Here is a 16,176-nt window from a genome sequence, read left to right as displayed (position 1 = left end):
GTGCGGGCGGGCGCCCCGCTCTTCGCCGCGGAGGCCGGCGGCGAACCGGTCGGCCACGTCACCTCCGGCGGCTTCGGCCCGAGCCTCGGCGCACCGGTTGCTTTGGGGGTCCTGCCCACGGCGCTGGCGGCCCCCGGCACCCGCGTCTTCGCGGCGCTGCGCGGCCAGCGCCTTCCCGCCGCCGTCGTCCCCCTCCCCTTCGTCCCCGCCGGCTTCAAGCGCGGCTGATTGCGTCGCCACAGGAGTTCACACCATGCTGCGTTTCACCGACGAGCACGAATGGCTGCGCCTCGACGGCGAGGTCGCCACGGTCGGCATCACGGCCCATGCCGCCGAGCAGCTCGGAGACCTCGTCTTCGTGGAGCTGCCGAAGGTCGGCGCCCGGCTCACCAAGGGCGAGGCGGCCGCCGTGGTCGAGTCCGTCAAGGCGGCCTCCGACGTCTACGCCCCGCTGTCGGGCGAGGTCACCGCCATCAACGAGGCGGCGGTCGCCGACCCGGCCTCGGTCGGCGCCGACCCGCAGGGCGCGGGCTGGCTCTACCGGCTCAAGCTCGACGATCCGTCCGCCCTGGACGCGCTGATGGACGCGGCGGCCTACGCGGACTTCGCCAAGTAGGGCGCCCCCGACCCTCTCCCTGCTGCGGGAGACGGTGGCCCCCCGCAAGCGGGTCGGGTGAGGGGCGCGACGCGTCCGGACAGACCTGAGCCGGCCCCTCTCCCGCCTCGCATCCGGAACGCCCCTCCCCCGCCGAGGCGGGAGGGGCGTTCCGGCGGCACCCCCTTTTGCCCGAGAGGCACCCCATGAAATACGACCGCCACGATCCCTTCGATTTCGCCGCCCGCCGCCATATCGGCCCGAAGCTCAGCGAGATCGACCAGATGCTGGAGACGGTCGGCGCGCCGTCGCTGCACGCGCTGATCGACGAGACCCTGCCCCCCGACATCCGGCAGGCCGCCTACATCGATTTCGGGGTCTCGCTCACCGAGCGGCGCTCGCTCGAGAAGCTGCGCGCCACCGCCAACAAGAACCGCCTGCTCGTCTCGCTGATCGGCCAGGGCTACCACGGCACCACGATGCCGCCGGCGATCCAGCGCAACATCTTCGAGAATCCGGCCTGGTACACCGCCTACTCGCCCTACCAGCCCGAGATCAGCCAGGGCCGGCTGGAGGCGCTGCTGAACTTCCAGACCCTGGTCTGCGACCTCACCGCCCTCGACGTCGCCAACGCTTCGCTCCTCGACGAGGCCACCGCCGCGGCCGAAGCCATGGGCATGGCCCGGCGCGTGGCGAAGACCGACCGCAACGCCTTCTTCGTCGACCGCGACTGCCTGCCCCAGACCATCGCCGTGCTGAAGACCCGCGCGGCGCCCCTCGGCTGGGAGATCGTCGTCGGCGATCCCTTCGCGGACCTCGACCCGTCGGCCGTCTTCGGGGCGCTGTTCCAGTATCCGGGCGTCAACGGTGCCGTTCACGACTTCTCGGAGACCATCGCCGCGCTGCACGCGGCCGGCGCGCTCGCCGTGGTCGCCGCCGACCCCCTGGCGCTGACGCTGCTGAAAGCCCCGGGCGAGATGGGCGCCGACATCGCGGTGGGCTCGATGCAGCGCTACGGCGTGCCGATGGGCTATGGCGGCCCGCACGCCGCCTACATGGCGACCCGCGACGCCCACAAGCGCGCGCTGCCCGGCCGCATCGTCGGCGTCTCGGTCGATGCCCGCGGCAACCGCTCCTATCGCCTCGCGCTCCAGACCCGCGAGCAGCATATCCGCCGCGAGAAGGCGACCTCGAACATCTGCACGAGCCAGGTGCTGCTCGCGGTCATCGCCTCGATGTTCGCGGTCTATCACGGGCCGGCGGGCCTGAAGGCCATCGCCCTGCGGGTCCACCGCGACGCCGTGCGCCTCGCGGCCGGACTGGAGCGGTTGGGCTTCACGGTCGAACCCCGCACCTTCTTCGACACGATCACCGTGAAGGTCGACGCCTTCCAGGGGGTGATCCTGCGGAGTGCCGTCGAGAACGGGGTGAACCTGCGCCGGATCGGCACCGACCGCATCGGCATCAGCGTCGACCAGCGCACCCGGCCCGACATCGTGCAGGCGGTCTGGCGCGCCTTCGGCGGCACGGACCTGACCTACGACGAGGCCTATCCCGAGCCGCGCCTGCCCGCGGCCCTGGAGCGGACCTCGGACTACCTGACCCACCCGATCTTCCACATGAACCGGGCCGAGAGCGAGATGACGCGTTACATGCGTCGGCTCAGCGACCGCGACCTGGCGCTGGACCGGGCGATGATCCCGCTCGGCTCCTGCACGATGAAGCTCAACGCCACCGCCGAGATGCTGCCGGTCTCCTGGCCGGAATTTTCCGAACTCCACCCCTTCGTGCCCGAGGACCAGGCGCTGGGGTACAAGGAGCTGATCGACGACCTCTCGCAGAAGCTCTGCGCGATCACCGGCTACGACGCGATCTCGATGCAGCCCAATTCGGGCGCGCAGGGCGAGTATGCCGGCCTCCTCGCCATCCGGCGCTACCACCTGTCGCGCGGGGACGGCCACCGCACCGTCTGCCTGATCCCGTCTTCGGCCCACGGCACCAATCCGGCCTCGGCCCAGATGTGCGGCATGAGCGTGGTGGTGGTGGGTGCCGATGCCCACGGCAACATCGACGTCGAGGATTTTTCCAGCAAGGCCGCGCAGCACGCGGACAAGCTGGCCGCCTGCATGATCACCTATCCCTCGACGCACGGCGTGTTCGAGGCGCGGGTGCGCGAACTCTGCGACATCGTTCACGCCCATGGGGGCCAGGTCTATCTCGACGGCGCCAACCTCAACGCCATGGTCGGGCTCGCCCGGCCCGGCGACATCGGCGCCGACGTGAGCCATCTCAACCTGCACAAGACCTTCTGCATCCCCCATGGCGGCGGCGGCCCGGGCATGGGGCCGATCGGGGTCAAGGCGCACCTGATCCCGTTCCTGCCCTCCGACCCACGGACCGGTGCGGAGGGCGCGGTCTCGGCGGCCGCCTTCGGCTCGGCCTCGATCCTGCCGATCTCGTGGAGCTACTGCCTGATGATGGGCGGGCGCGGCCTGACCCAGGCGACGCGGGTGGCGATCCTCAACGCCAACTACATCGCCCGGCGGCTGGAGGGGGCCTATTCGATCCTCTATGCCGGCCGGAACGGGCGGGTCGCGCACGAATGCATCGTCGATGTCCGCCCCTTCCAGAAGAGCGCGGGCGTCACCGTCGAGGACATCGCCAAGCGCCTGATCGATTGCGGCTTCCACCCGCCGACCATGAGCTGGCCGGTCGCCGGCACGCTGATGATCGAGCCGACCGAATCCGAGACCAAGGCCGAGATCGACCGCTTCTGCGACGCCATGCTGGCGATCCGGGAGGAGATCCGCGCCATCGAGGACGGCCGGATGGACCGGGCGAACAACCCGCTCAAGAACGCGCCTCACACGGTGCAGGATCTGATCGGCGCCTGGGAGCGGCCCTATTCCCGCGAGGCCGCCTGTTTCCCGTCCGGCTCCCTGCGGATGGACAAGTACTGGCCGCCGGTGAACCGCGTCGACAACGCCTACGGCGACCGCAACCTCGTCTGCTCCTGCCCGCCGACGGACGCCTACGGCGAGGCGGCGGAGTAGGCCTCGGCCCGATCTCCTGCCGTCCTGGCCCCGCGGGTGATGCCGCGCAGGGCCGATCCGCATCGACGATGATGCCGCATCGTCGGGGGCCCGTGACGGCGGATCGCCGGCCGGGGCGCGACCCGGCCCGCCCTCTGCCGTCGCGAAGGCCCGGGGGCGCCCCTCGGTCCCGCCTCAGCGGGGGTGGTCGAACACCAGCAAGGTCGAGCTTGCCGTGGCGCAGAGGCGTCCGGCCCCGTCGTGCAGCGTCGCCTCCGCGAAGGCGACGCGACGGCCCATCGCGGTGACGCGGCCCACCGCGCGCACGGTCCCGCTCGCCACGCTGAGCCCGCGCAGGTACGACACCTTCAGCTCCAGCGTCGTGAAACCTTGCCCGGCCCTCAGCTGCGAATGCACGGCCACGCCGCAGGCGCTGTCGAGCAGCGTCGCGGCGTAGCCGCCATGCACGGAGCCGATGGGATTGTAGACGCTCCCATCCGGACGGCCCTCGAACACGGCATGGCCGCGGGCGACCTCGACGAGGGCGAAGGCCAGGGTCTCGCCGATGGGCGGCTGACGCCCGGTCCGCATCAGGTCGAGAAGCTGCTGAAGCCCGTCGGGACCAGGGGCCTCGGCCGGCGACGCCGCGCTCACCACGACAGCGCATTCCCGGACCGGACGCCGCGCGGGCCTCCCGTTCCGGTGTCCGAGCCGGACAGGAGAGGCCGGTCGTTCGAGGGTGTCATCGCGGTTCCTCGGGCGTGCGCCGCCGGCGCTTCGGTGCGGCCCTGCCTCGCTGCACCGCTTCGATGCAGGCCGCGCGACAGGCCTCGAGGATCTCGTCCGCGATCGGCGCGGTGTCGGGGCAGGCCCGGGAGAGGGTGAGGGCGCCGACGGCCTGGGCCAGGATGCCGATGGCCGCCGCGCGCGCCGCGGGATCGCCCTCCGGGTCCGGGGACAGGTGTCCGGCCAGCCGTCGCACCGTGTCGTCGGCCCAGGCCGCGAAGGCCGCCCGCGTCGCGTCGGATTGCCGCGCGGCCTCGGAGCCGAGGGCGGCGGTCAGGCAGCCCTGCCCCGGGGCATCCCGGTGTCGTCGTGAGAGGTAGGCGCCCAGGATGGTCTCGATATCGTATCCGGCCCGGCGCCGTTCATTCTCCGCGAAGCCGTGGGCGCAGGCCTGGGCGATCAGCTCGTCCTTGGAGCGGAAGTGGTTGTAGAAACCGCCATGGGTGAAGCCGGCGCGCTCCATCAGCTCCGCCACGCCGACGCCGTCGAACCCGCGCTCGCGGAACAGGAGCGCCGCGGTCGACAGGATGCGCTCACGGTTGGCATCCTTCTGCTCCTTCGTGATCCGCACGTCGCGTGTCCCTCCCCCTGGCCTTCGCCGACGATGATGAGCATCATCATACCTTGACGGATTGAATGATGTCCATCATCTTTGGGCCCGCAAGGGGGCCCGCATGTCCGATACCAAGATCGCTCGAGCGACCCGGTCCGCGACGCCGAATCAGGTGCTCGGCCTCGTCTGTGTCGGCGTCGTCCTGGCCAATCTCGATCTGTTCATCGTCAACGTGGCGCTGCCCGACATCGCCCGGAGCTTTCCCGGTGCGACCCTCGAGAGCCTGTCCTGGATCCTGAACGGCTACGCGATCGCCTACGCGGCCCTGCTGGTGTTCTTCGGGCGTCTGGCGGAGCGGCATCGCCGCGATCACGGCTTCCTGCTCGGGATCGGGCTGTTCACCGCCGCGTCCGCGGCCTGCGCCGCGGCCTGGAGCGTCGACGCCCTGGTCGCCTTCCGCCTCGTCCAGGCGGCGGGGGCCGCCCTGATGACCCCCGCCTCGCTCGGCTTGCTGCTCGCCTCCTTTCCCGCGGATCGCCGCGGCGGCGCGGTGCGGAGCTGGGCCGCCATCGGCGGGCTCGGCGCGGCGCTCGGGCCGCTCCTCGGCGGGGTGCTGGTCGCCATCGACTGGCGCTGGATCTTCGCCGTCAACGTGCCGATCGGAGCGGTCGCCCTGCTGATCGGCTGGCGGCGGCTGCCCCCGGTGCCGGGCCACGCGGTCCCGCCGCCGAGCGTCTGGGCGGCGGCGCTCGTCACGGGCGGGATCGGTCTCCTCACCTACGCGATCACCAAGGTGAACGACGGGGTCTGGCTGTCGCTGCCGGTCGGAGGCTGCCTTCTCCTCTCCGTCGTGGCTCTGGGCCTCTTCCTGCGCCATTGCCTGCGGTCCCCGAACCCGTTCATCGATCCGGCGCTGTTCCGCACCCGCCCGTTCGCGGGAGCGGTTCTGGTCACGGCGCCCTTCTCGGCCGCCTTTGGCGGGATGCTGCTCTCCATCGCCCTCTATCAGCAGGAGGCCTGGGGCTTTTCGGGGCTGCAGACGGGCCTCGCCATCGCGCCGGGGCCCGTGATGGTGCCGCTGACCTCCCTTCTCGTCGCCGGGCGGCTGATCGAGCGGTTCGGCGCCCTCGCCGTGGTCAGCGCGGGCCTCCTCTGCTTCGCCGCGGGGGTGGCGTGGTGGGCCTTGAGGATCGGCCCGACGCCGGACGTTCCGGTGGTGATGACCGGAATCATCGTGACCGGGATCGGCGTCGGCCTGACCCTTCCGACCCTGATGGGTGTCGGGCTCGGCGCGCTCCCGCCATCCTCGTTCGCGACCGGGTCGGGGGTCCTCAACATGGTCCGCCAGGCGGCCATGGCGGTCGGCGTGGCCGTCCTGGTCGCCGTCCTGGGATCGCCCCAGGATCCGGCGGCGCGCGTGGCGGCCTATCAGAACGGCTGGTGGCTGCTGGCGCTGATGACCCTCGTCGGGCTCCTCCCCGCATGGCTCTTCCTGCGCGACGCCGCCCGGCCGGCCAAGGCCTGGACCGCGGAGGCCACGCGATGACGGCCGGCCCGCCCCGGCCCGCCCGGATCGACCCGCACCGCTCCACCCCGGCCGCCGGAAGCGGCCATCCCACCCTCCTCTGAACTCGGGAAAGCCGATCATGACCGCTCGCGACATCGTCCTTTGCCATCCGGTCCGCACCGCGATCGGTGGCTATGGCGGCAGCCTCAAGGGCATCGCCGCCACGGATCTCGGCGCGACCGCGATCCGCGAGACCCTGCGCCGGTCCGGCCTGGACGCGGCCCAGCTCGGAAGCGTCACGATGGGCAACGTCGTGCAGGCCGGCAACCGGATGAACCCGGCCCGTCAGGCGGCGGTGAACGGGGGCGTGCCCGTCGCGGTGCCGGCCCTGACCGTCAACCGGGTGTGCGGATCGGGGGCGCAGGCCATCGCGACGGCCGCGGACGGGATCCGGCTGGGCCATCACGACGTGGCCATCGCCGGCGGCATGGAGAACATGGACAGGGCGCCGTACCTGCTGGAGGGCGGGCGCTGGGGCCACCGGATGGGCCATGCGCAGATTCTCGACAGCATGCTCAACGACGGCCTGAACGACGCGTTCTCGGGCGAGCATTCCGGTTGGCACACCGAGGATCTCGCCACGCGATCCGAGATCGACCGGGAGGCGCAGGATGCCTGGGCGGCCCGCTCTCAGGCGCGGTTCGCGAAGGCTCAGGCCGCCGGGGCGTTCGAGGCGGAGATCGTGCCGGTCGAGATCCGGGGCCGGAAGGGCGTCGAGCGCTTCGCACGCGATGAGGCTCCGCGTCCGGAGACGACTATCGAGACGCTGGGCAAGCTGAAGCCGGCCTTCCGGCCCAACGGCACCATCACGGCGGGCAACGCGCCCGGTCTGAACTCGGGGGCGGCGGCCATGATCGTCGCCGAGCGGGGCTTTGCCGAGAGCCACGGCCTCGCGCCGTTCGGACGCCTCGTCGCCTACGGGGTCGGCGCCTGCGAGCCGGGCCTGTTCGGCCTCGGCCCCGTCCCGGCCGTCCGGCAGGCCCTCGACCGGGCCGGCTGGACCGTCGGCGACCTCCAGCGCATCGAGATCAACGAGGCTTTCGCGGTCGTGCCCCTCGCGGTCGCCAAGGAACTCGGGTTGCCCGAGGACATCGTCAACGTCGAGGGCGGCGCCATCGCCCACGGCCATCCGATCGGCGCGACCGGCGCCGTGCTGACGACCCGGCTGCTCCACGCGATGCGCCGGGACGGGATCGCGCGCGGCCTGGTCACCCTCTGCATCGGTGGCGGGCAGGGAATCGCCCTCCTGCTCGAAGCGCTCTGAACCGGAGCGCCCGCCGACGGGGCGCCGGGTCGGGGGCCATCGGTCCGCCCATGCCGGCGGGGCGGTGGCCCTGCCTCAGGTGGTGGCCGGGGGCCACCCGTCGATCGTGTCGGGCAGGGCGAGGATGTAGCGGGTGCCGAGACCGGGCTCGCTCTCCACCTCGATCCGCCCCCGCATCGTCGACACGACGAGGTTGAACACGATGTGCAGGCCGAGCCCGAGGCTGCCCTGGTCGCGGGTCGTGGTGAAGAACGGATCGAACACCCTCGGCAGGTGTTCCGGAGCGATGCCGACGCCGTCGTCGGAAAAGACGAGGCGCACCCCGTCCGGCCCGCCGGCGGCGGTCAGGCGCAGGGTGCCCGGTCGCCCGTCCGGATAGGCGTGGGCGGCGGCGTTGAGGGCGAGGCTGCCGACCACCTGCGCCAGGGCGCCGGGATAGGAATCGAGGCGCAGGCCCTCGGGACACTCCAGCGCGAAGGAGAGCCGCTGCCGCCGCAGCACGGGCTCCAGCGTCGTCAGCAGGTTCCGCAGGCTCGCGCCGATCGCGAAGATCCGCCGCTCCCCGCTCGTCTGGTCGACCGCGACCTGCTTGAAGGTGTGCATCAGGTCGGCGGCCCGGGTCAGGTTGGCCACGGCGAGGCGCCCCCCCTCGTCGAGGCGCTGCAGGCCCGTGACCAGCTCCGAGCGCCGCACCGGCCCCGCCTCGACGACCTGGCCGAGGTGCCGGGCATCGGCGGCCAGCGTCGTCGTGACGGTCAGCGCGAGGCCGACCGGCGTGTTGACCTCGTGGGCGATGCCCGCGACCAGCTGGCCGAGCGCCGCGTGCTTCTCGGCCTGGACGAGGTGCATCTGCGTCCGCCGCAGCTCCGCCAGGGTCGCGTCCGAGCGCTCCTTCTCCCGCCGCAGGTCCTGCCGGGTGCGAAACTCCCGGCGGGCCCGGTATTCCCGGGCCGTCGTCGCGTAGAGCGACAGCGCATAGGACATGCCGATCTCGAAGTTGTTGATGAACCGCATGCCCTCCCGCAGCGTCGCCGTGGATTCGAGGGCGGCAAAGCAGGCCCAGCTCGCCGCGCAGAACGCCAGGAGCGAGGGGACGCGCAGCGGCAGCAGGGTCGAGACGAACAGGATGATGATGATCATGCCGGCCGCCGCGTGATCGAAGCCGCCGTCGAGCTGGCGGTAGATCAGGGGAAGACAGCAGCCGGGCACCACGCAATAGGCGAGGTAGATCGCCTCGGCGAAGCCCCGCGCCCGGGCGAAGAACAGCAGCCCGGCCAGCGGCAGCAGCACGAGCCCGGTCACCGCGAGGCGGATCGCGAGCGCCGCGGGCCAATGCACCGGATCGATGATCCAGTCCCAGAGGCCGAAGCCCGCATAGATCAGCGCCCCGAGCCCCATCGCCGCCTGGGTGCGGCCGATATCGTCGAGGATGAATTGCTGGACGAAGCGGCGCTCCTCGGCAGGGGCCTCGAAGCGCAGGCCGAGGGCGACCAGAAGCCGTCGCGGATCGAGCCGGCTGCCTCGTCCGTTGCTGCGCATGGGGCCGGGTCTCGCACCTGGGTTCGGAGGACGGACGTTCGGGGTCGGTCGAGAGCACGTCTCCTGTCGCGGCGCCAGCCCTCGTCCCCCGTTCGCGGAGTGCGGAAGGATCCGGCCGGCGCCGCCGCGCGGATGGCGGAAGGGTCAGGTCCCGGTGCGGGACGCGGGCGGCGCGATCCGGGCCTTGCTGCGCCCGCAGACGAAGCCGGCGGCGGCTCTGTCCACGAGCGCCCGGGCCGCGGCATTGGCGGTCGGGGCCGCCCCGTCGAGGACGCCCATGACGCAGGCGCCGCCGGGAACGAGGCGGTAGACGACGAGGCGGCTCGCGCCGAGGCGGATCGACGGCCCGGTGTCGTAGCGGACGATCGCGGCGCGCGGCCGGAGCCCCGCTCCGGTCGCCGGGCCGCGCCACTCGATCGTGCCGCGCACGGCGAAGAACGTGTCGAGGCCGGGGATCGGGCCGCTCTCCTCGGTGCGGCCGAACGCGACCGCGCTCGCATCGGGCTCGTTCGTCCACACGACCGGGATGCCGCCGAGCCCCGCGCAGCGGCGCACCTCGACCACGTCGGGATGCGGCGAGGGCAGCGCCCGGCAGGTGGAGAAGTCGTGCCGGGTATAGGCGCTGGCGAGCGGCGGGGCCGCCATCCCGGCGCTGCCCTGCAGCAGGAGGAACGCGGCCGACAGGCCGAGGCGGACGGGCACGGTGGGGGACATGGCGGGGGACATGGCGGAGCTCCTGTGGCGCGGAGGGCGGCGCGGCCCGTGGTTTGCCGGGGTCCGGATCCGGGCCGTGGATCCAGGCCGTGGATCCAGGCCGTGGATCCAGGCTGTCCTGCCGGCTCGTCGCCCGCCGGCCCCAGGATGCCGCCGGATTGGCGCCGCCGGTTCGGACGCGGCAGCCCATGGCCGTCAGGCCGACCACGCCGTCGCGGCGGATGACGATCTCCCGGCCGTTCTGGGCCGAGATGTCGCGCTACACGACGCTGTGGGGGCCGTCGGTGCCGCTGCGCATCTGGCCGAGCGCCGCCGACGGGCCAGGGGTGCCTTCGCGGTCGCCGCCGCGACGCTTCAGCGGACCAGCGTCGTGAGCGCGTAGCAGCCGGCGGCGATGCCCGCCGCGGCCGGCAGGGTCACCACCCAGGCGAGGACGATGTTGCCGGCCACGCCCCAGCGGACCGCCGAAGCGCGCCGCGCGGCGCCGACCCCGATGATGGCGCCGGTGATCGTGTGGGTGGTCGACACCGGCACGCCGAGCCAGGTGGCCAGGAACAGCGTGATCGCTCCCCCGGTCTCGGCGCAGAAGCCCTGCATCGGATTGAGGCGCGTGATGCGCGAGCCCATCGTGTGCACGATGCGCCAGCCGCCCGACAGCGTGCCGAGCGCCATCGCGGACTGGCAGGACAGCACGACCCAGAGCGGGACGTGGAACTCGCTCCCGAGATGCCCCTGGGAGTAGAGCAGCACGGCGATGATGCCCATCGTCTTCTGGGCATCGTTGCCGCCATGTCCGAGCGAGTAGAGCGAGGCCGAGACGAATTGCAGCCAGCGGAAGCTTCGGTCGACCCCGAACGGCGTCGCCCGCACGCAGGCCCAGGACACGGCGAGCACGAGCAGCAGCGCCAGGAGGAAGCCGAGCAGCGGCGAGAGCACGATCGCCGCCACCGTCTTGCCGAGGCCGGACCAGACCACGACGCCCAGGCCCGCTTTGGTGACACCGGCGCCGACGAGGCCGCCGATCAGGGCATGCGAGGAGCTCGATGGGATGCCGAAGATCCAGGTGACGACATTCCAGACGATCGCGCCCACGAGGGCGCTGAGGATCACCTGCGGATCGACGATGCCGGCGTCGACGATGCCGGTGCCGAGCGTCTGGGCCACATGCAGGCCGAAGAACAGGAACGCGATGAAGTTGAAGAAGGCGGCCCAGAGCACCGCATATTGCGGTCGCAGAACCCGGGTCGAGACGATGGTGGCGATCGAGTTGGCGGCATCGTGAAGGCCGTTCAGGAAGTCGAACAGCAGAGCAATCCCGATCAGGCCGATGAGGTAGGGCAGAGCGAGCGTGGCGGCGTCCATGGCGTCACACGTTCTCGATCACGATGCCACTGATCTCGTTGGCGACATCCTCGAAGCGATCGACGATGTCCTCCAGGTGCCCGTAGATTTCCGCGCCGATCATGTAGGCCATGGCGTCGCCGTCTCCGCCATCGCGGCGGTGGGCCTGATAGAGCGACTTCAGCCCCTGCTCCTGCAGGGCGTCCGAGCGCCCTTCGACCTGCGTGATCGCCTCGGTGATCTGGTTGATCCGCCCGGCATGGGTGCCCACGGCGTTGAGCAGGGGAATGACCTCCGCCGTCAGCTTGGCCGCCTCGACCACGGTGCCGCCCATCTCCCGCATGAGCGGATCGAACTGGCGAAGCTCGTAGAGCTGGATGGCTTTGACGGTTTTGTTCATCTGGTCGATGGCATCGTCCATCGACTGGATCAGATCCTTGATGTCGCCGCGGTCGAACGGCGTAATGAAGCTTCGGCGCACCGCCAGCAAGACCTCGGCGGTGATCTCGTCGGCTGCGCGCTCCTGCTCGACAATCCGCTGGCAGAAGCGCGGGACGTCGTCACCGCCTTGCAGCACGCCCAGTAAGGCATCCGCGGCGACGATCAGGGTGCGAGAGTGCCGCTCGAACATGTCGAAGAAGCGATCTTCTCTGGGCATCAGCGCCCGAAACCAGCCCAGCATTCCCTACCTGCATCGTTTTGCGGCTCTGCGCGAGAACGTAGAAGCCGGCTAATTTTTAGCGAGCCCCCATCGTCGAAACCAAGCCTGATCCGGGCTCCGCTTGATCAAAGCGGAGCCCGGATCAGTCCAGCCCGCGCGGCGTTTGAGCGAAGCCCAAATCCGCCATCCCGAAGGGATCAACCGGATTTGGTCTGAGACGGGTCGGGCCTCTGCGTGGGGCCGATGCTATAAGGGGGCGGGCTTCGGGCCGCCGCGAATCGGGGGAGTGGGGATGCGCAGATCCCGTTGGCCGGCCGTTTTCGCGGTTCCGTTGGCGGTTTTCCTGGCAGCCGCCCCCGCGGCGGCGCAGCCCGTTCCGGAGGGCCGGGCGAGCCCGCTCTCCGCGCTCGTCGCCCCGGTCCACGGCCGCAAGGCCTGCTTTGCCCGCCGCTACGACGCGGCCCATCGGCAGCGCCATCCGCGGCAGCTTGTGACGGCGATGAGCCTGACCCTGCGCTACCACCGGCACCCGCCGGACCGGCATCACCCGCACGGCCAGCGCAACACCTACTTCACCCTCACGGCGGTGCTCGGGGCCGGGCGCGGCCGTCTCACCGCCTCGGGGGAGTGCATGGCGCCGGGCTCCGAGATCGCCTGCACGCAGGATTGCGACGGGGGCGGCTTCGGGTTGACGCGGGCGCCGGACGGCACACTCTTGCTCGATCTCACCCGCTACGGCCGCCTGCGGATGACCCGCGGCTGCGGCGGCGAGGAGACGGGCGGCGTCGAGCTGATGCCCGGCGCCGACGACCGGATCTTTCGGCTCGTGCCGAGCCCGGCCGGCGCCTGCGGCGCCTGAGCCGCTCAATTGCAGTTCGTGACCTGCGCGGCGCAGAACCGGGGCCACCAGCCGGTGACGCCGTCATGGCTTTCCACCTGCCCCCAGCGCCCCTCGCAGGCGAGGAGCCGGCGGGGAATCGCCTCCGGCCCCAGGGCGGCGCCCCAGCCGTCGTGGGCGGGCCGTCGGCCCGCCCCCAGGTGGGGGGCCTCGTACAGGCCGTCCCCCTGGCCAGCGTAATCCAGGCTCGACCCGACCATCCCGGCCGCGACCCAGCCGCGGCCGGTGAAGGTCGCCGGCAGGCCGGGCGGGAGGAGGACGTCGTCCGGGCCCGGCGGCGTGGCCCCCTCGATCAGGAACCAGCCGTCCCGGTGGCCGACGATCCGGAACGGGACGCGCCAGAGCCCGTCCGGTGGCCGTTCCACGTCCCGCTCCGGCCGGAAGCGCAGCGGAGCGGGCAGGCGGCCGAGGATGCGGGCGGCCCGGTGCGGCGCGGCGCGCACGTTCAACCCGGCCGGATCGGTGTCGTTGGTCCAGGCGGGCAGATCGCAGGGCATCGTCCCCGGGGGCCGGTCGGGCGTGCCCGGGGTCAGGCCCGGCCCGGGCGCTTCGGCCCGAAGCCCCCCGGACGAGACCGCCAGCATCCCGGCGACGAGGCAGGCCGTCGGCCCGACGACCCGGTACGGGGTCCACCGGGTCATCGGACGCTCCGGGCGCCCGCAAGCGGATCGAAGGCCAGACCGTCGCCGATCGGGGCAAGCGTCGGGGATCTGCGCCGGTCGAGACGGTAGCGTCGGACCGTCCCCGCCTCGGTCTCGATCGTGCCGCTCCTGACCCAGGCGCGGCCGGTGAGAACGTTCACGCTCGTCGTCCGGAGCGCGCCGGAGGCGCGGTGCACGGTGACGGCCTCGACCCCCGCCAGGTCGAAGCGATCCCGACGGGCGCGCAGCCGCAGGGTCCGGTGGCCCATCTCCCAGCCGCCCGCGCTGGAGAAGCTGTGCAGGACGAGCACGAGCGTGCCGCTCCGGATCGACAGGGAGCCGGGATCCTCGAACGCGTCGTCCTCGGTGGCGCTCACCCGCCGGGGGATCAGCGTGCGGTTCGCGGGCCCCAGGCGGTATCCCCGTCCCCCCGGCATGCCGAACGCGACCGCGAGGATGCGGGGATTGCCGTCGATGGCGGGGGCGTCGTCCGCGGGCCCGGTTCGGATCCGGCGGCCGGGATCGGTTCCCTGCAGCACGAGAGCAAGGTCGGGGACGCCGTTCCCGTCGAGGTCGCCGAAGGCCTGCGCCTCGACCCGCCAGCCCGCGGGCGCGAAATCGGCGGGGGCCGCGCCGGTTCGCGGCAGAATCGGGGCGGCGGCCTCCGGCACGGTCTCGGCCGCGACCCCGTCGGCCCCGGCGAGGCAGACGGCCAGCGCGAGCGCCAGCCCGCGGGCCGGGCGGCGACGGGGCTCGGGGCGGGCGGGGGGATCGGTGTCGTGGGTCACGGGGCCCTCTCCGGCAGCGACCGCGAGGATGCCGGTCCCGCGTTTCAGCGCCGTGTCGCCCTCTGTTGCGTCGGCCGAGGGGCGCGGGGGGCCCATATTGCGCCCCGGCGGCCGCGCTCCCATCTGAGGCACTGGCCGCGACGCTGTCGCGAGGCGGTCAAGAGGGCGAAGCGGGTGCGCCCCGGGAACGCGCATCCGAGGCCCGGCCCTCACGGCTGGACATCGTTTCCCATCGCGGCGGTCGAGTCCCCCGGCTCCCGTTCGCGAGCGCGCCGGCTGCCGCGTTCGCCCCGTTCGCGCGCGGCCGGCGCGTCCCCGTCAGAACAGGGCAACGAGGGCGACGCCGGCGATCATCAGGACGGCGCCGAGGACGCGCCACAGGCTGGCCGGATGCACCGCGTAGCCGACCCATCCGTAATGATCGAGCACGATCGAGGCCACGACGCCCACCGTCACGATGATGCCGAGGAAGCTTGCCGCGCCGATGGAGGGCGAGGCGTAGAGCTGCGCCAGGATCAGCAGGACGCTGAGGAACCCGCCGAGCCATGCCCACCACGGCACGGCGGCGAGCTGGGCCCCGGTCGGCATCTCGAGCTTGCCGGTCGCCAGCCCGCCCGCGAGCAGGACCGCCGTGCTGACCAGCAGCGTCAGCAGTGCCGCGGTGATCGGCAGCCCCATCGACTTGGACAGGGTCGCGTTCTGCCCCGGCTGGATCGCATTCGCGAGGCCGGCCAGGATGGTCAGTCCATAGAGATACCACATGGCCCGTCATCACCGGCGGGCGCGGCCCAGTTTCGCGAAACCCGGCGGCTGTGGCGTCTCGCCCCGGCCCGGGCAACGTCCGGGATCGCAGCGTTTCGACGTCGACCCTCGGCCCGGCACCTTGCGCACGGACGGGTGTGGCGAGCTGATGCTCGGCAACATGAGCGGCGATGGTGGGCCGGGTTCGTGCCCCATGCCGGCTCCATCACGTCGTCTGGATTTCAAATGTCATCCCGCGTGACCCACGCTTGCCGGCAGGAACGGGCGGCCTACGCTCGGAATATACCTGTTTATTGTGATGATGATTGCAATTCCGATCTCTCGGAACCGATGAAGCCGCAACGCGAGGCGGCTTTGCGTTTTTCAAGTGGCTATGATTTACATCCGGACGACTCGGACGGCCTGCCTCTTCGAGGCGATTCGGCTTAAAGTGTCGACGTCTCGAACGCGCGTAGGTCTCGATATGATCATTAGCGAATACGTGAGTGGCGAGTCATCGTATTTAAGCATATCGCGAAACGGTAATGATATTACCGCAGAATTATACTATAGAATGTCGGGATACTATGATGAAGAATTAGGATATTATTTGTGGGATGGAGAAGGGTCTCTAACGATAGGCGTAGAAGGTCGCTATCTGTACCAAATCGCTGACGCGCCAATCGATCTTTTACTGACAACACAAGTCTTACCCGGCGAAGTTTATGACGGAACTTATCAAATATACGACTATTACGGCGGCGGCATCAGCATCGATTTTCAGTTCAATACGATTATTTTCTCGGATGCCGCAGAATTTGAAGGCTCCGACATTACAGATGTTGTTTTCGGATCGGCCCAAGCCGATGCGTTGGGCGGGGGCGCCGGAAACGACTTTATTGAGAGCGGGTTCGGAGACGACGTGCTCGACGGCGGCGAAGGGGCCGATGCCCTCTACGGTGAGGGCGGCAACGACATTTACGTCGTCGATCAAGCCAGCGACCAGGTGTTCGAGGCGATCGGCGGTGGCCGGGACGTGGTGACCACGGACGTGTC

Annotated in this window: 16 protein-coding genes; 7 read left to right on the top strand and 9 right to left on the bottom strand. The window is 71.2% G+C overall.

Translation table 11 applies throughout. From position 1 onward, the window contains the following. From LW587_RS22265 to gcvP, 3 genes are all read left to right on the top strand, one after another. Positions 1-228 (top strand): glycine cleavage T C-terminal barrel domain-containing protein (locus LW587_RS22265; protein WP_332839853.1); only part of this gene is annotated, 228 nt, incomplete at its 5' end. Positions 229-253: 25 nt separating this feature from the next. Further along, positions 254-616: a glycine cleavage system protein GcvH gene (gcvH, locus tag LW587_RS22260; RefSeq protein ID WP_232631771.1), complete on the top strand. Its 363-nt coding sequence runs from the start codon at positions 254-256 to the stop codon at positions 614-616. Between the two features lie 185 nt (positions 617-801). After that, positions 802-3,648, top strand: a complete 2,847-nt coding sequence (gene gcvP / locus LW587_RS22255) for an aminomethyl-transferring glycine dehydrogenase (RefSeq protein WP_232631770.1) — start codon at positions 802-804, stop codon at positions 3,646-3,648. A gap of 174 nt (positions 3,649-3,822) precedes the next feature. Here gcvP and LW587_RS22250 read toward each other — a convergent pair whose 3' ends face one another. Together LW587_RS22250 and LW587_RS22245 are read right to left on the bottom strand one after the other, a co-directional pair. After that, positions 3,823-4,281 (bottom strand): PaaI family thioesterase, encoded by a 459-nt coding sequence (locus LW587_RS22250; RefSeq protein ID WP_232631769.1) that lies wholly within the window; start codon positions 4,279-4,281, stop codon positions 3,823-3,825. Positions 4,282-4,369: 88 nt separating this feature from the next. Beyond that, positions 4,370-4,984 carry a TetR/AcrR family transcriptional regulator gene (locus LW587_RS22245; protein ID WP_232631768.1) on the bottom strand — a complete coding sequence of 205 codons (615 nt, stop codon included), beginning with the start codon at positions 4,982-4,984 and terminating at the stop codon, positions 4,370-4,372. A 103-nt stretch (positions 4,985-5,087) separates the two neighbouring features. Between LW587_RS22245 and LW587_RS22240 the strand changes: the two genes are divergently transcribed. Both LW587_RS22240 and LW587_RS22235 read left to right on the top strand, forming a co-directional pair. Further along, positions 5,088-6,512 (top strand): MFS transporter, encoded by a 1,425-nt coding sequence (locus LW587_RS22240; protein ID WP_232631767.1) that lies wholly within the window; start codon positions 5,088-5,090, stop codon positions 6,510-6,512. 100 nt (positions 6,513-6,612) lie between these two features. Further along, on the top strand, positions 6,613-7,797 hold the full coding sequence (locus LW587_RS22235) for a thiolase family protein (RefSeq protein WP_232631766.1): 1,185 nt from the start codon (positions 6,613-6,615) through the stop codon (positions 7,795-7,797). A gap of 75 nt (positions 7,798-7,872) precedes the next feature. On the opposite strand, the gene LW587_RS22230 is transcribed toward LW587_RS22235, so the two are convergent. The 4 genes from LW587_RS22230 to LW587_RS22215 all read right to left on the bottom strand — a co-directional run bounded on the left by LW587_RS22230 (position 7,873) and on the right by LW587_RS22215 (position 12,073). Continuing rightward, the gene (locus LW587_RS22230; protein ID WP_232631765.1) at positions 7,873-9,336 is read right to left on the bottom strand and encodes a sensor histidine kinase; all 1,464 of its coding nucleotides are present in this window, start codon (positions 9,334-9,336) and stop codon (positions 7,873-7,875) included. 144 nt (positions 9,337-9,480) lie between these two features. After that, complete coding sequence (locus LW587_RS22225) at positions 9,481-10,062, bottom strand: hypothetical protein (protein WP_232631764.1); 582 nt, start codon at positions 10,060-10,062, stop codon at positions 9,481-9,483. 342 nt (positions 10,063-10,404) lie between these two features. After that, the gene (locus LW587_RS22220; RefSeq protein WP_232631763.1) at positions 10,405-11,412 is read right to left on the bottom strand and encodes an inorganic phosphate transporter; all 1,008 of its coding nucleotides are present in this window, start codon (positions 11,410-11,412) and stop codon (positions 10,405-10,407) included. Between the two features lie 4 nt (positions 11,413-11,416). Continuing rightward, positions 11,417-12,073: a DUF47 domain-containing protein gene (locus LW587_RS22215; RefSeq protein WP_232631762.1), complete on the bottom strand. Its 657-nt coding sequence runs from the start codon at positions 12,071-12,073 to the stop codon at positions 11,417-11,419. 310 nt (positions 12,074-12,383) lie between these two features. Here LW587_RS22215 and LW587_RS22210 point away from each other — a divergent pair, with 310 nt between their 5' ends. Beyond that, positions 12,384-12,911: a hypothetical protein gene (locus LW587_RS22210; protein WP_232631761.1), complete on the top strand. Its 528-nt coding sequence runs from the start codon at positions 12,384-12,386 to the stop codon at positions 12,909-12,911. 5 nt (positions 12,912-12,916) lie between these two features. Here LW587_RS22210 and LW587_RS22205 read toward each other — a convergent pair whose 3' ends face one another. The 3 genes from LW587_RS22205 to LW587_RS22195 all read right to left on the bottom strand — a co-directional run bounded on the left by LW587_RS22205 (position 12,917) and on the right by LW587_RS22195 (position 15,141). Next, positions 12,917-13,591: a hypothetical protein gene (locus tag LW587_RS22205; protein ID WP_232631760.1), complete on the bottom strand. Its 675-nt coding sequence runs from the start codon at positions 13,589-13,591 to the stop codon at positions 12,917-12,919. After that, a complete protein-coding gene (locus tag LW587_RS22200; RefSeq protein ID WP_232631759.1) occupies positions 13,588-14,379 on the bottom strand; it encodes a hypothetical protein in 792 nt (263 codons plus the stop codon). The genes LW587_RS22205 and LW587_RS22200 overlap by 4 nt, the downstream gene beginning before the upstream one ends. 318 nt (positions 14,380-14,697) lie before the next feature. Next, positions 14,698-15,141, bottom strand: coding sequence for a DMT family transporter (locus LW587_RS22195; RefSeq protein ID WP_232631758.1), 444 nt, complete (start codon positions 15,139-15,141; stop codon positions 14,698-14,700). A 553-nt stretch (positions 15,142-15,694) separates the two neighbouring features. Here LW587_RS22195 and LW587_RS24095 point away from each other — a divergent pair. Next, on the top strand, positions 15,695-16,176 hold a 482-nt coding region (locus LW587_RS24095), incomplete at its 3' end, for a calcium-binding protein (protein WP_442919183.1).

This window comes from Methylobacterium sp. Leaf118, assembly GCF_920984675.1.
Lineage (GTDB): Bacteria > Pseudomonadota > Alphaproteobacteria > Rhizobiales > Beijerinckiaceae > Methylobacterium.
Note: the sequence above shows the minus strand (reverse complement) of the source record. Positions and strands in the feature narration are given on the sequence as shown.